Genomic DNA, 14,026 nt, shown 5'->3' with positions numbered 1-14,026 from the left:
CGGCCGCCAGCCCCGGCGGTTCTGTTCCCCGAGCGCCCAGCTGCGCAACCCCAGCCAGCTGCGCCGGGCGCGTTGCCGCTGGTCCAAATGCCACTCTTAAACTAACATTCGAACCGGATCACCCCATGGGGGCCGACCAGCTCGGCTGGTCGTGAGGGAGGAGCGGACGTGGGCCAATGAGCGACATATCGCCAATCAGCACGTTCAACAATTGAGGAATTTCATCCAGTCGCGCAGCGCGGATTGCGCGGCCAATTCTGGAGAGACGCTGGTCTTCCGGAATCTTTCTGCCTCGCCGATCGTAAGGCGCATGGTACGTGCGGAACTTATAGAGGAGAAACCTACGCCCATTTTGGCCAATTCGCTGTTGCCAAAAAATGATTGGCGCTCCGACATCGACAAGCACTAAATATGCGGCAATTAGCGTCAGCGGCATAAGCGCCAGGAGCAGTGCGCCTGCTCCTACGAGTTCGATAACACGCTTCAACTTGAAATAACCCCCAAGTCTCATCGCATCATCGGCATCGCTACGCCAGTCGCCGGAAGCGCGAACGATCGAAGGCGCCAAATTCAACGCCTCGGAGATTCGCGTAAACTTAAGCCCTCGCTCCCCACATTGCTCGCTCACCCTCTCTATAGTGTCATCGGATAAACTCGTAACGTCATCCGAGAGCCAGACCTCATCGATCTCAATGCCGTGTACGGCATATTCGTCCACGATGGCTTCGAAATCTTCGACCAGTCCAACGATCTTTACCCCAGCGATAGCTCGCCCGATTAACGCGTCCCGCGGATCAAGTGCGGCGACGACCTGCGTCGTCCGCGGACGCTGATGCTCCAGCAACTTTATCGTCAACGCCGAAAAGCGATCGGCTCCAATCAGGACGATGCGGCGTAAGTCTTGCGGCGTTGCAATGGCGCAGCGCTTTGCTTTGTGCGCATTGAGCTTCTGATGATAAACTCTCGCGATCGCCCGATCGACAATCAAGCCAGCGCCCAGGACCAGTCCGCAAATGAGCGGCGTAGAGCGCGGCACGCCATCGAGGCGAGTTAAAACGAACAGGAAAAGGCTGCTGGAAGCGACCGTCGCTGCGACAGCGCCACAAACGGCGAAAGCGTCGTGAACGGAAAACAGATGGTTCATTCCATCGCTGATCCGGAACACTAAGAAGGCGGGGATCGCACAGATGATTGTGACAAGCACATATAGATAGCTCGCAGGAATGCCTTCCGTTAAATCGCGAGCGTCGAGAAAGTTCGGATCGCGCAGCGCCAAAGCGATGATTGGGGCTGTAATCGCCCAGAAAACATCCAGCGGCGCCAGTTTCGAAAAGCCTGCCTTAGACGTGGGAACGTGCATGCGCATGATAAGCTTTCCGTCAAATATGCAACTTTATCGCTACTTTATATGCCTCAATTGCGGCAAAACGTTGCACGCCGATCGAACCGCCTGATCCATTTATGATCCCGATTGGTTACCGGTAAGCGAATTTCTAATGCGCTTTGATGTTCAAAGTGGCGCCTTTAGTGGCGCCTTTGCATCACCGCCCCAGCAGCAAGCCCTTGGAGGGAGAGGTTGGCGGCGCAGAGATCAGCGGCGCTGTCCATAAGTCCAAGCACGGGCGCTGTTGGACGAACGCGGCGGCGTCACACATAGTTAATAAGTCAGACGCGTCACGAGCGTCACATTCCCAGCCCGGCGGGGGCGCTCTCTTACGTGCGCGCAATCCGCCGGGGCGCGGCGTAGGTCTCATAGACTTCGGGCGACTGACGCCCTGTTAATCGTGATCAGAGGCCGTACGATTGCGCGGCGTTGAGTCGCAACGACCGACGAGATCTCTAACGCCAGGCGAACTCACGGTCCGCTTCTACGTGAGCGACCCGGCGTCTCCGAAGCTCTGGCGGCCCCAAAAATAAATGCCCACGAACAAAAAGCGGCCGCCAACCACAGCGCTGTGACCGGATGGCCAAGTGCAAAAATCCGGAGAACGATGGCTGCTACAGCCGCAAGCGCTGTCGCCGCGAAAGCCAGCCGGCCGACGTCCGGCGTCCTGCCTCGTGGAAAGGCGGGCCTTGATGTGAGGAGGAACCTTTCTGCGAGCGCCATGTTCTTCTTTCCTTGTCGGCCTCTTGCGAGCGGCTCCCGCGCCAATCGGCGCGCCTGTACGACACGCAACTTGTGCCTCACCGGAAACGCGCAACAGGCCTAAAGGTTCCGCTGCGATCCAGAGGCAGGCGCTATGCCCGAGAACATGACCAAGCCGCTCGCGAAACAATCGCTGTGGGCGGGGCCCGACCTGTAATTGCGGGGCAATCCAAGCCCTGCTCCATTTCAAGGAGCCGGGTCCGCGTCATAGCTCCGCTGCCTACGCCAGCAACGTTAGCAGTCATGGGGAGAACCATTGCTGCGCAGGCGAAATAGCTGTAGCTTGGCCATTGCCATTCCTTGCGCTGCGGATGCGGACGGCTGCGAAGCCTCTCCTATGGGCCGCGCGATACCGCTAAGGTCACGCCTGTGCCAACCGGAAACGCAGTAGCAGGTCCAACCCAAGACGATATCCGCGCTAGTATACATACTGTAGAAAAGACATTTACCCCTGGAACGCCTGTTTCTTCCTTAGCAGAACTAGTTGGCCGCGAAGCCAGCCTGCGAGAATTGCTCAGTGTCGTTGCGAGTCCAGGAAGGCATGCATTCATCGTCGGCGGACGGGGAACCGGCAAAACGTCGATGGTCAGCTGCTTTTTAGACTGCGCGAGCAGAGCAGCCCCTCACATCACATGCGTTCGCACGAACTGTGAAAACTCAAGTTTTAAGGCAATCTGGAGTAAAGTTTTAAGAAGAATCCTAGCACTCCAGGGAATGGAGTCGACGCAATTTGATAACGTGGATATTTCGTGTCTTGACGTGGAATTCGAATTAGCCCGCGTGAAAACGCCTCTATTGATTGTATTCGATGACTTTGATGAAATATTAAATCTAACAGACTTGGCACAGTTCGCCAATTTGATGAAGGTACTCTCCGATAATACTGTGGACACTAAGCTCATATTGGCGGGCTCGCCGGGAGCTGCAACACTCTTCAAGAGAGTGCACTTATCTGTTCAAAGACATTTGCAGATAATGCCCTTGGACAGGCTTCATCCGGTGAAAGTACAGGAATTCCTAGTGGGTCGCTGGAGGCAGTGCGGACTCGAGATAATGGATGATGCTCTGTCGCTCGCCATGGAATTAAGTTGCGGGCTTCCTTACTCCTGCCAGGTTATCGGCAAGCATGCTGCTCTTTTGGCTTTGTCTCACAAAAGGAGTGTAATAACCGTAGCAGACGTGGCCGAGGCTACGGGGCAAGTGGACGAACATATCCTTTTAATGAGCGCAATCAGCTCAAAACAGGCCTTGAACAAACGTCGTGATTAGAACAGGTTCATTTTAAATCGGCCCGTAACCAGTGGCATTGAAAAATTTGCGCACTCATTTTTGGGCGAAGGCCAGAAGCAAGGCGCGAATCTGTCGCAGGGCGTCGACGGCTTGCCCCGACGTGGGCGGCTTGAACCCCGTCGGCTCCGGTCGGAGTGATACTTGTTTCAAAGCCTATAGGCCGCGCCGCGCTTCGCTTTTGCGATTTGGCTTGCGCTAAATGCTCAGGCTGAATTGAACGTCGAGCCCCGATTGCTCTTCACTGAGAGACGATAGCGTTACGCCCAACAGGCGGATTCCCTTTGTCGCCGGGAACAGGGGTCCGAGCAGAGCGAAGACGAGCCGAGCAAGTTCCGCTTGTGTTGCAATCGACGCGGCGCCCGTGCGGCTCCGCGTGATCTGGCGGAAATCGGCATATTTCACCTTCAATGTGACGGTGCGCCCACGTATTCCCGCGCTCTCGCAGTAGCGCCAGACTTTTTCGATGATCGGCTGGAGCGCGGCGCGCGCCGCTGCGAAGCTGAAGAGATCCTCGACAAAGGTGTTTTCGGCGCCCATCGACTTGCGCACGCGGTCAGGGCGGACCGGCCTCTCGTCGACGCCCCGCGAAATCCAATAGTAATAAAGCCCCGATTTCCCGAAATGGCATTGAAGGAAAGCAAGCGTCTGCGCTCTGAGGTCGAGACCGGTTTCGATCCCAAGCCGGTTCATCTTCGTCGTCGTCGCCGGCCCGACGCCATGGAATTTCCCGACCTGAAGGGCCTCGACGAAGGCCGGCCCCATCTTCGGCGTGATGACGAAGAGGCCGTCGGGCTTCCTGTAATCGGAGGCGAGCTTGGCCAGGAATTTGTTATAGGAAACGCCCGCCGAAGCGGTAAGGCCGGTCTCAGTGTGAATTCTTGCCCGTATGTCCTCGGCGATCTGTGTCGCGGAGGCGATCCTCTTTAGGTTCTCGGTCACATCGAGATAGGCCTCGTCCAGCGACAGCGGCTCGATGATCGGCGTGTATTCGGCGAAAATTGAACGAATTTGCCGCGACACATCCTTGTATACGTCGAAGCGCGGCTTCACAAAAATAAGCTCGGGGCAGTTCCGCTTGGCGGTAACCGACGGCATGGCGGAGCGCACGCCGAACTTTCGCGCTTCGTAGCTTGCCGCCGCGACGACGCCGCGCTCCCCCGATCCGCCGACGGCGACCGGCTTGCCGCGCAGCTCGGGATTGTCGCGCTGCTCGACGGAGGCGTAGAAGGCGTCCATATCGACGTGGATGATCTTGGGTTGCCGAGGAGGTTCGAAGGCGATCTCGCGATCTCGCCTTTCGACGCTGCTCTTCTCCGAGTCTAAAATTTCGTTCGGCGCCAGCATGATCGTCAGGCCGCGAGGCCTCCCTCCGCACTTCGTCTCGCCCCTCGCAACAATCCGGAGAGCGTTAGCGGCAAGCAGTCGCTAGGCTTGACCGCGTCGTCGAGAGGCATTCATCCAGAGATCGATTTCCTCGCGCGTCGTCAAGATAGGGGCCACGCCCTTGGGTGAATCGAACCAACTACATTGTTCGGCACAGTGACTAGAAAAGCAAAGACGTCTCGCGCAACGCAGCAACGACGCGCGGCTTTGGCGGTTCGTAATTTGAATCCATCAGGGGCTGGATAGATCGCGTTCTGCAAGATCCAACCCACACGCAGCGGATCGCTTCTGGAGTTTCGAGCGCTCTGCAAGAGCTGTCCAATCTAATGAGCCATTGGGAATGTTTCTCATCTCAAGGCTGAACCATATAAGCAGTCAGGCGTAGCCTCCGCGCTCAACGGGCATCCAGGTTGCGTTGAAGGAAAACATGCGTAAGACGACGGAGGTCACAATGTCCGAACACAAAGCCACGATCAAATGGGCGCGCAATGGCGCCGATTTCGGCTACAAGAATTACAGCCGCGACCATATCTGGCGGTTCGATAGCGGCGTCGAGACGCCAGCTTCCGCCGCGCCCGCCTATCTGGGCAATCCACAGCGTGTCGATCCCGAGGCGGCTTTTGTCGCGGCGCTGTCGAGCTGCCACATGCTGACCTTTCTGGCGCTGGCGTCGAACAAGGGCTTCGTTGTCGACAGCTATCAGGACAACGCCGCCGGGCGCCTTGAAAAGAACGCCAGCGGCAAGCTCGCCATCACGCACGTCGAATTGCGCCCGAGAATTATTTGCAGTGGCGACAAGCAGCCGACGCAGGCAGATCTCGAATGGCTACACGATAAGGCGCACCGAGAATGCTTCATCGCCAACTCCGTGACGACAGAAGTCAAGGTCATACCAGTTGAATGACAGGATCGTTAGCCCGACGGCGTGAACGCATCCGATCGGATGTTTTTCATGCTGGCTCCGCGCATGAAGAAATCACGCTTCAACCGTTTCACCAGATTTTCGCCGCCACACAGAAAAATTGCGCTGTCCTTGACGTCTTGCTCGGCGTGCAGGGCTGTCGCCGCAACGTCTCCTCCAGCCGGAGCATTTGGATCAAGCAGGCATGGTCGGTAGTCGACATGCGCCCGCGTCCGGCTCAGCGCTTTCAGCTCTTCATCAAGATAGAGACCATCACGGCTGCGTGCGCCATGGTAAAGACGGATTGGACCGAGATGGCCCCGCTTCAGAGCGTCTCGCAACACGCCATAGAGTGGCGCGAGACCCGTCCCGGCGCCGATCAGCAGCAAGCGCTGCTCCTCGTGAACGCCTTCGTAAAAGCATGTTCCGGACGGACCCGCGACATGCAAGCGGTCGCCCGGCTTGAATTCTCCAAGCCGTCGGCTCATTCGGCCATTTTCATGCAGTCGGATATGCATCTCGAGAAATGGATCGTCCTCGGGATGACTCGCGAGCGAGTAATGACGTCTTAAATCGCCATCCGCGACAAGTTCGAGGAACTGACCTGGCCGATACGCAAAATCATCTGCATCGACACGCAGTCGGATCACATCCGGCGCGAGCGGCTCAATCGCTCGAATGACGGCATCCCGACGCGCTCCGACGTCGTCCGGTCGCGTAATCGTCAGCGGCGACGTCGGCAAACAGACACAGGGCAGAAAAAAGCCGAGCGCCTTCTGACCCTGTGTCAATCCAACTTGAGAGTCTGGCGGCGGAACGCCTTCCACCGCGCGATGCAGACACGTCTGACAATTGCCGGACCGGCACGACGAAGGCGCGTCGATGCCGGCGCGCTCCAGCGCTTCAAGCACAGTTTCACCTGGCCTGAGTTCGACCGAACGATCCTCGAACTTCAGCATCGGATCAACGGTTCAAGACGTCATCACGAACGGAATTTGCGATCGCCGCGACTTCCTTAACCTCTTTTTCCGGCACGCCGAGGTCACGAAGCGTGTAGTTCAGATTTTCGATCACCGCGTCGACATGGGAATCATTGAGGCCCTTCGCGACGAGACGCTTATGCGCATTGCGCATGTCGGCTCCCGTGTAATTATTTGGCCCCCCAAACGCCATGGTCAGGAATGATTTCTGTTTGGCGATTTGCTGATCCATGTCGACGCCATCAAAAAACTGCGCGATGCGACCGTCCGCGAGGACCTTGCGATAAAAAAGCTCAACTGCCGCATTAACGGCGTTCTCGCCCCCGAGGCGCTCGTAGAGATTTGACATGCCTTGCGTTCTCCCAGTTGCCGACTTAGCGAGCCAACTTTTTCGGCTCGGACGTCACTTAGACGCGGCGGCGTGGAGAATCTTACCTCGACCGGCGAGATTTTTTTGCTCGGAGAGATGCGTCCCGCTGGAAATTCAAATCACATAAGAAAAGCGTGACGAAATTCGTTCTGTCGCCGCTGACTCGATCGTTAACCCCCGGAACGATCGCGTCCACTCACCCGCGATCCGCCGCCTTTTCGGCGCGCACAAGCGCCAGCAATCCGAGATACACCTCTTCGCATTCGGGACATTGATGCATGTGGTGACGAACCTCGGGGAGAGTGGCGCCGGCGTCCAAGCCGGAGGCTTCCAACTCGGCGTAGCGCGGCAGACTATCGAAATAATCCGTACACGACATCTCGTCCCCGCTCTTGGCGGCGAAGATCGTATCGAGCAGGCGGGCAAATTCCTTTTGTTTCATTCCTAACTTCCGGACTCAACCGTATTTGAGACGCTCTGAGACGGGAAAATCTTACCATCATCGCTGAGATATGTTTTGCGCCGGGATGAGTCGAACGTAGCTATGATATCCTGATGCGTAACGCCTTCGGAAAGTAGCGCGGCCTTGAGGCGTTTTCGTGCATCATGAATAAGCTTGTATACGCTATTGCGATTGCCGCCGAGCCACTCGGCGACAAGATCAAGCGGCATGCCCTGAAAAGCGTGAGCAACAAGCGCTTTTCGCTGAAGTGGCGTCAAAGAGTTCTCGATAAGGCGGACCAGCAAGGCCCACGCTTCTCGCCGTTCCAGACTACGCTCGGGTTCTGGAGCATCAGTCGGCCAGACCGGCATATCCTCGCCAAGACGCGCACGATTCACGACCGCCTTCCGCCAGCGCCGTCGGCGAAGCTCCCCAAGAGTGACGCGAACAGCGATCGAATAGGCCCACGTCGTAAATTTGCTCTCGCCACGAAATTGTTCGAGTTTCGACTGGATGAGGATAATGGCCTCCTGGGCGCAGTCCTCCGCCGTTTGATGCAAATCGTGGCCGAGCGAGGAACCTCCGGGCGTTTCATTTTGCGAGAGAAACTTGATGATCGCACCGAGCATGAGCTCACGCAGCTCAGCCAGCGCAATGGCCTGATTCTGATCGCCTGCCCGTAGGGCCAATAACCACTCGGAGTTTGATCGTTGTCTCATTTCGCGGTACGGGTGACAGACGGGAAAACGGCTTGCACGCAAAGGTTAGCATCTGCGTCGAAGCGACGCTATCCATCGGGCCTCCGATGTTTGGAGGGCCCTCTCCGGTCGGAAGAGATTTGGATCGGTGCGAGACTAAAGCGCACAACGGTTGACGCGGTCCAGCACGCCGAGCCCAAGTTGAGCAGTTCGCGCACGTCTCAGGAATCGGCTCCGATGCCGGCTCATCATCGCTCTACATCCGCAAGCGTGGCGAAGGCATCGCGCGCCATCTTGGCAGAAGGAGAAGTTCTGGACGTCTTGATCCAGACGAAGAAGCGGAATAAGGCGTCGGCAAGACCGGACGAAGCCCCGAGGCGGATGGCCGATTGGCCTTTGAATGAGCGAATGATCGCCTGGGATATGCAAACGGGCTACTCGGCGAATATAACGATGCGCATGATCAGCTATGGAATGCTCGGAGTGCCTGATGACGGTAGTTGTGAAAGACAGCAATGGCGCAGAACTCAAGGACGGCGATTCCGTGACCTTGATAAAAGACTTGAAGGTTAAGGGCTCGTCCGTCGTCCTGAAACGCGGCGCCTTGATCAAAAATATCCGGCTCACGGATGATCCGGCCGAGATCGATTGCCGCGCTGAGAAAGTAAAAGGGCTCGTGCTGCGGACGGAGTTCGTTCGGAAAGCCTAGCCGCCATCGAATGGGCGCAGGACGAGCGAACCCATCGAAATTCTCGACCTGCGCACCAAGCGACCTAGCAAGAAGTCCGGTTCTTCATCAAGAAACCTTGGTCGCCGGCAGTGGAACGGCCCTTCCTGGGATGAACGTCCTCGCCCGGTTCGGAGCAAAAGCCATATTCTTGTGCGTGTCGCAATAAACGGCCTCTGGTGCGCACGCGCAGCCACAAAACCGGAACGAGTCGAAATGGTGCGGATCGCCGATCGGCCAGCGGCACCTTCCATTTCGAATCTGCATGAACTGAATAGGACCCGATGCGAGCAATGGCCTCAAATTCCCGCTTTGCCTTTGATTGCAAATGTGTTGGCGGTGGGAGTCTTGCTTTTCGATCGAATTGGCAGGCCCGGGCTGGATAGTCTCCTTCTTCAGCTTGGTCATTTCGGTTTCGCAGCCCTTTCGTTGGTTAGAGAATAATATCGATGCGGCGCGCGAGTGCGGCGCGGCCGGCAAAAGCTCATGAATAGTGCGCTGCCCCCTATCGGGAGTGGCGGAGAGGGTGACGTGCCGGCGTGCAGGCGGCGACCATCACACGCCCGCCCCTGGTTGTCCAATTTCCGTTGAGCGAGCGCGCAAAGATCGTTGTCCGCCGCGTCAACGCTATTATAGCGCGTCGCTGGGCGCTTTTGCGCCACGGTATGAGCATCATCGCAATCTAGTGGCTAGTAGGAGAATGGCGGCATCTCAATTTTTCTCGGCCCTCGAGGCGCGCCACCCGCCACCATTGCTCAGCCCTCGCCGTCGGCAAATTTAGCTCTGAGGATGCGTATCCTGTTGCCCGTCGACGGACTCAGAGAACGGCGGCAACTGGCCATAGGTGGCGGCGGCGGTCAGCGCCTGCGCGGCGATGTCGCCCGACCGGGTCAAAAGATCGGCGGGCGACGCCTTCCCTTCCGCGGCCATTGGGCCAAGCTCGATGATTTTGACCAGCGCATCGGAAAGGATGGCGAGTTGGGTCGTCGTATCGGTCATGGCGTCCGCGCTCCTTCGATCCCCAACGATAATCGCCAATTTCACGGCAAGGAAATCCTCCGGCAAGATTGATCATCCCGCTTGCCACCGTTCACGCGCGGCCTTTGGGCCTTGCCGCGCAGCAGCGCCATCAACGCAGGTCCAGCGAAAACTCCCTGCCCGCGGTGGTCAGAACCCGCAAATAGCCGCCAGCGGATTTGATTTCTTCGCGCCTCTGCACGATTGCCGCAACGACGATCGAAGCCAATGGCCGAAGCTCGACTATCGGTCTTGCGCCTTCGTCATAAATCTTGACCTGCGAGGCGGGTGAACTAGCTGCCTGCGGGGCGGCGAGGCGGAAAGCCTTTAAGAGGAACGATCCATCATGCACATGATCCCGAAGGAAATGCAGGCCTGCATCGACGCCTGCCTGAACTGTTATCAGATGTGCTTCGGCATGGCGATGACCCATTGCCTTGAGAAAGGCGGCGAGCATGTGAAGCCCAAACATTTCCGGGCGATGATCGCCTGCGCCGATATGTGCCGCAACAGCACGCAAATGATGCTGATGAATTCGCCGCTGGCGAAACAGATGTGCGCGCTCTGCGCCGAGGCTTGCGAAACCTGCGCCAAGGAGTGCGATCCGATTCCAGACATGAAGGAATGCGCCGACGAATGCCGTCGCTGCGCCGAGGAATGCCGCAGGATGTCCGGACGCAAGATGGCCGCATAAATTTACCGCGCGGAACAGCTTTCAATCGGCTTGGCGGCTATTTGCCGCCAAGCCCCAAAATATAGCTCGCCAGCGAGTCGATCTCTTCGCGGGCGAGAATGATGTTGGGCATGTTCTTGTGCGAAGAGCGCAGAAAAACTTTGAGCGACAGTTCAGTCGCCGAAGGCATCTTCGCCACATCGATAAATCGCGGTGCCTTGGGATCCGGGCTCTTGGCCTCTGCGTCGGATCCAACGGCATGGCATGAGGCGCATTCGGCTTTGGCGATACGCGCGCCGGTCGTCGGATCCGCGCTCGCGGCCATCGCCGGCGCCGCAATGAAGACCAAGCCTAAAGACAGCGCTATCCTCATTGCCTTACTCCTCGCCGTTGAGATCCTCGGGACGTGGTTGCAACATGATGTTGTAGCCGGCGTCGACAAGATGGACTTCGCCCGTCACGCCGCCCGAAAGCTCCGATAACAAATAAAGCGCCGAGCCGCCGATTTCATCAAGCGTGATCATCCGACGCAATGGACAATGCTTTTTTTGAAACGCGCCCATCGCCCGCGCGCCCGTGATGCCGGCGCCCGCCATGGTGCGCACCGGGCCGGGCGACAGCGCATTGACGCGAATGCCGCGATCGCCAAAATCGGCGGCAAGATAGCGCACCGATGAATCGAGCGCCGCCTTCGCAACGCCCATGACGTTGTAATTCGGCATGACATGCGTGCCGCCGCCGAAGCTGACCGTCAGCAGCGATCCGCCGTTCTTCATCAGCGCGGCGGCGCGGCGCGCGGCTTCGGTGAAGGAAAAACAGGAAATGACAAGCGTGCGAATGAAATTCTCGCGCGAGGTGTCGGCGTAGAGTCCCTTCAATTCGCTTTTGTCGGAATAGGCGATGGAGTGGACGAGAAAATCCATATCGCCCCAGTCGTGTTCGAGACGCGCGAACACCTGATCCACCGTTGAAATATCCTCGGCGTCGCAGGGCAGCACAAGGTTCGACCCGAGTTCCTGCGCGAGCGGCTTGACGCGCTTGCCGAGCGCCTCGCCCTGATAGGTGAATGCGAGCGTCGCGCCGTGGCGCGCAAGAACGCGCGCGATGCCATAGGCGATTGAATGATCATTGGCGACGCCCATGATGAGGCCGCGCTTACCCTGCAGGAGACCGGTTGAAACTGTCATATGGCGATTGTCGTCGTAGGAGAGATGGAAAGGTTGGGCCTAAGCCCTATCGGAGAAGCAGACAAGCAAAGAAGAACCGACGCTAGGGTCCGCGTGTCGGCGATACCTCTATCCACGAGCGACGCTGACGTCGTCCGCAAATCCATCGACTGGAAGAATCGACTTCTCCTAAACGCCGGCTGGATTGTCTCGACGTCCATGGCCGGGACAAGCCCGGCCATGACGTAGCGCGAGGGATCGGCGTCAGGCGTCTGGATGCTTGAACACCAATGTCGCATTGGTGCCGCCGAAGCCGAATGAGTTGGACAGCACCGCGCCAAGCTTCACATTGTCGCGGCGCGCCCGCATGATGGGCATGTCGGCGAAATCCGGATCGAGCTCTTCGATATTGGCGCTTTCGCAGATGAAGCCGTTCTGCATCATCAACAGGGAATAGATCGCCTCCTGCACGCCCGTCGCGCCGAGCGAATGGCCGGTCAAGGATTTGGTCGCGGCGATCGGCGGGCATTTGTCGCCGACGCCGAACACTTCGCGCAGCGCCTCGATCTCCTTGGCGTCGCCGACCGGGGTCGCCGTGGCGTGAGGGTTGATGTAGTCGATCGGGCATTTCACCGTCGCGAGCGCCTGCTGCATGCAGCGCACCGCGCCCTCGCCCGAGGGCGCCACCATGTCATGGCCGTCGGAGGTCGCCCCATAGCCGGCGACTTCGGCGTAGATCTTCGCGCCGCGCGCCTTGGCGTGTTCGAGTTCTTCGAGCACCAGCACGCCGGCGCCGCCGGCGATGACGAATCCGTCGCGATTCTTGTCGTAGGCGCGCGAGGCCGTCGCCGGACGATCATTATAGGAGGAGGACATGGCGCCCATCGCGTCGAAGAGGACCGACAGCTCCCACTCCAGCTCCTCGCAGCCGCCCGCGAACATCATGTCCTGCTTGCCATACTGAATCAGTTCGTAGGCGTTGCCGATGCAGTGATTGGAAGTAGCGCAGGCCGACGAGATCGAATAGTTGACGCCCTTGATCTTGAACCAGACCGCAAGCGTCGCCGAGGCGGTCGACGACATGCATTTGGGCACGGCGAAGGGACCGACGCGCTTGGGTCCCTTGGTGCGGGTGATGTCGGCGGACTCGACAAGCGTGTGGGTCGAGGGGCCGCCGGACCCCATGATGATTCCGGTGCGCGCGTTGGAGATTTCCGCTTCGGTCAGGCCGGCGTCGGCGATCGCCTGATCCATGGCGACGTGGTTCCACGCCGTGCCTGTCGCATGGAAGCGCATGGCGCGGCGGTCGACGAGCGTCGAGGGGTCGAGCGACGGCATTCCGTACACCTGCGAACGGAAGCCGAGTTCGGCGTATTTCTCCGCGCGGGCGATGCCAGACTTCGCCTCGCGCAGCGAAGCGATCACTTCCTGGGTGGTGTTGCCGATCGACGACACAATCCCCATGCCGGTGACGACGACTCGTCTCATTGGTCCAACTCCTTGGCGGCGCTTTCCCGCGCCTTGGTGTGCGCTTCAGGCGGCTGCCGGCGCCTCGGCCTTGGCGAGCCCAACCTTCAGATCCTTCGCCTCATAGATGCGCTCTCCGTCCGCCGCGACCCAGCCGTCGGCGATGCCGAGCACAAGCTTGCCCTTGAAGACGCGCTTAAAGTCGATGCCGTAGGTCACCTTTTTGACGGTCGGGCGAACCTGGCCGGAAAATTTCACCTCGCCGACGCCCAGCGCCATGCCGCGTCCCGGATTGTCGAGCCAGGCGAGATAGAAGCCGACCATCTGCCACAGCGCGTCGAGGCCAAGGCAGCCCGGCATTACGGGATTGCCCTTGAAATGGCAGTCGAAGAACCAAAGGCTCGGCTTGATGTCGAGTTCGGCGCGCATGTAGCCTTTGCCGTGCTCGCCGCCGTCTTCGAAGATCTCGGTGATCCGGTCGAACATCAGCATTGGCGGCAGCGGCAGCTGGGCATTGCCCGGGCCGAACAGCTTCTCCTCGCCGCATGCCAGTAAATCCTCGTAGCCGAATGAGGAGCGCCTTTCGCCCATCGTCCTTTGTTCCTCGCGTTAGAGCCTATAGGCCCGTCCTCCCAAGCGCCCCTGAAAGGCGCGCCCTTATCTTTATTAGCGCCGGCGGCGCCGCCGCTCTTAGCAGCTCTTGGCCGCTCCCGGGCGAAGCGATCCGTAACATAGCCTCGCCCGGGCCGGAAGCGCCGTCGCAAGC

Annotated in this window: 17 protein-coding genes; 4 read left to right on the top strand and 13 right to left on the bottom strand. The window is 58.7% G+C overall.

Features of this window, described 5'->3' with window-relative positions:
* Window positions 1-118 precede the first annotated feature (118 nt).
* Window positions 119-1,366 (bottom strand): sugar transferase, encoded by a 1,248-nt coding sequence (locus ACR65T_RS05020; RefSeq protein ID WP_434495445.1) that lies wholly within the window; start codon window positions 1,364-1,366, stop codon window positions 119-121.
* Window positions 1,367-2,515: 1,149 nt separating this feature from the next.
* On the opposite strand from ACR65T_RS05020, the gene ACR65T_RS05015 reads away from it, so the two are divergent.
* Entirely contained in the window at window positions 2,516-3,415 is a 900-nt protein-coding gene (locus tag ACR65T_RS05015; protein WP_434495444.1) for an AAA family ATPase, read from the top strand.
* Between the two features lie 216 nt (window positions 3,416-3,631).
* Here the strand turns inward: ACR65T_RS05015 and dinB are convergent, their stop codons facing one another.
* Window positions 3,632-4,780 carry a DNA polymerase IV gene (gene dinB / locus ACR65T_RS05010; RefSeq protein WP_434495443.1) on the bottom strand — a complete coding sequence of 383 codons (1,149 nt, stop codon included), beginning with the start codon at window positions 4,778-4,780 and terminating at the stop codon, window positions 3,632-3,634.
* 490 nt (window positions 4,781-5,270) lie between these two features.
* On the opposite strand from dinB, the gene ACR65T_RS05005 reads away from it, so the two are divergent.
* Window positions 5,271-5,723 carry an OsmC family protein gene (locus ACR65T_RS05005; protein ID WP_434495442.1) on the top strand — a complete coding sequence of 151 codons (453 nt, stop codon included), beginning with the start codon at window positions 5,271-5,273 and terminating at the stop codon, window positions 5,721-5,723.
* Between the two features lie 8 nt (window positions 5,724-5,731).
* On the opposite strand, the gene ACR65T_RS05000 is transcribed toward ACR65T_RS05005, so the two are convergent.
* The 4 genes from ACR65T_RS05000 to ACR65T_RS04985 form a co-directional block, all read right to left on the bottom strand.
* Window positions 5,732-6,679, bottom strand: a complete 948-nt coding sequence (locus tag ACR65T_RS05000; protein WP_434495441.1) for a 2Fe-2S iron-sulfur cluster-binding protein — start codon at window positions 6,677-6,679, stop codon at window positions 5,732-5,734.
* A gap of 4 nt (window positions 6,680-6,683) precedes the next feature.
* On the bottom strand, window positions 6,684-7,049 hold the full coding sequence (locus ACR65T_RS04995) for a group I truncated hemoglobin (protein WP_175095950.1): 366 nt from the start codon (window positions 7,047-7,049) through the stop codon (window positions 6,684-6,686).
* A 217-nt stretch (window positions 7,050-7,266) separates the two neighbouring features.
* Window positions 7,267-7,512, bottom strand: coding sequence for a hypothetical protein (locus ACR65T_RS04990; protein WP_434495440.1), 246 nt, complete (start codon window positions 7,510-7,512; stop codon window positions 7,267-7,269).
* 2 nt (window positions 7,513-7,514) lie between these two features.
* Window positions 7,515-8,201 carry an RNA polymerase sigma factor gene (locus ACR65T_RS04985; RefSeq protein WP_434495439.1) on the bottom strand — a complete coding sequence of 229 codons (687 nt, stop codon included), beginning with the start codon at window positions 8,199-8,201 and terminating at the stop codon, window positions 7,515-7,517.
* Between the two features lie 499 nt (window positions 8,202-8,700).
* Between ACR65T_RS04985 and ACR65T_RS04980 the strand changes: the two genes are divergently transcribed.
* Window positions 8,701-8,919 (top strand): alkylphosphonate utilization protein, encoded by a 219-nt coding sequence (locus tag ACR65T_RS04980; protein ID WP_175095061.1) that lies wholly within the window; start codon window positions 8,701-8,703, stop codon window positions 8,917-8,919.
* 87 nt (window positions 8,920-9,006) lie between these two features.
* On the opposite strand, the gene ACR65T_RS04975 is transcribed toward ACR65T_RS04980, so the two are convergent.
* The 3 genes from ACR65T_RS04975 to repC form a co-directional block, all read right to left on the bottom strand.
* Complete coding sequence (locus ACR65T_RS04975; protein ID WP_434495438.1) at window positions 9,007-9,345, bottom strand: GcrA family cell cycle regulator; 339 nt, start codon at window positions 9,343-9,345, stop codon at window positions 9,007-9,009.
* A 369-nt stretch (window positions 9,346-9,714) separates the two neighbouring features.
* Window positions 9,715-9,936: a hypothetical protein gene (locus tag ACR65T_RS04970; RefSeq protein ID WP_434495437.1), complete on the bottom strand. Its 222-nt coding sequence runs from the start codon at window positions 9,934-9,936 to the stop codon at window positions 9,715-9,717.
* Between the two features lie 130 nt (window positions 9,937-10,066).
* On the bottom strand, window positions 10,067-10,411 hold the full coding sequence (gene repC, locus ACR65T_RS04965) for a replication initiation protein RepC (RefSeq protein WP_434495436.1): 345 nt from the start codon (window positions 10,409-10,411) through the stop codon (window positions 10,067-10,069).
* On the opposite strand from repC, the gene ACR65T_RS04960 reads away from it, so the two are divergent.
* Window positions 10,412-10,648 (top strand): four-helix bundle copper-binding protein, encoded by a 237-nt coding sequence (locus tag ACR65T_RS04960; protein WP_434495435.1) that lies wholly within the window; start codon window positions 10,412-10,414, stop codon window positions 10,646-10,648.
* 37 nt (window positions 10,649-10,685) lie between these two features.
* On the opposite strand, the gene ACR65T_RS04955 is transcribed toward ACR65T_RS04960, so the two are convergent.
* The 4 genes from ACR65T_RS04955 to fabA all read right to left on the bottom strand — a co-directional run bounded on the left by ACR65T_RS04955 (window position 10,686) and on the right by fabA (window position 13,851).
* On the bottom strand, window positions 10,686-11,000 hold the full coding sequence (locus ACR65T_RS04955) for a c-type cytochrome (RefSeq protein ID WP_434495434.1): 315 nt from the start codon (window positions 10,998-11,000) through the stop codon (window positions 10,686-10,688).
* A 4-nt stretch (window positions 11,001-11,004) separates the two neighbouring features.
* Window positions 11,005-11,814: an enoyl-ACP reductase FabI gene (gene fabI, locus ACR65T_RS04950; protein ID WP_434495433.1), complete on the bottom strand. Its 810-nt coding sequence runs from the start codon at window positions 11,812-11,814 to the stop codon at window positions 11,005-11,007.
* Window positions 11,815-12,057: 243 nt separating this feature from the next.
* Window positions 12,058-13,281 carry a beta-ketoacyl-ACP synthase I gene (fabB, locus tag ACR65T_RS04945; protein WP_434495432.1) on the bottom strand — a complete coding sequence of 408 codons (1,224 nt, stop codon included), beginning with the start codon at window positions 13,279-13,281 and terminating at the stop codon, window positions 12,058-12,060.
* 45 nt (window positions 13,282-13,326) lie between these two features.
* The gene (gene fabA / locus ACR65T_RS04940) at window positions 13,327-13,851 is read right to left on the bottom strand and encodes a 3-hydroxyacyl-[acyl-carrier-protein] dehydratase FabA (RefSeq protein ID WP_014891799.1); all 525 of its coding nucleotides are present in this window, start codon (window positions 13,849-13,851) and stop codon (window positions 13,327-13,329) included.
* Window positions 13,852-14,026 lie beyond the last annotated feature (175 nt).

The sequence above is a fragment of the Methylocystis sp. genome (assembly GCF_051061285.1).
Classification (GTDB): domain Bacteria; phylum Pseudomonadota; class Alphaproteobacteria; order Rhizobiales; family Beijerinckiaceae; genus Methylocystis.
The sequence above is the reverse complement of the archived record's forward strand: the minus strand, read 5'-3'. Positions and strand labels throughout refer to the sequence as shown.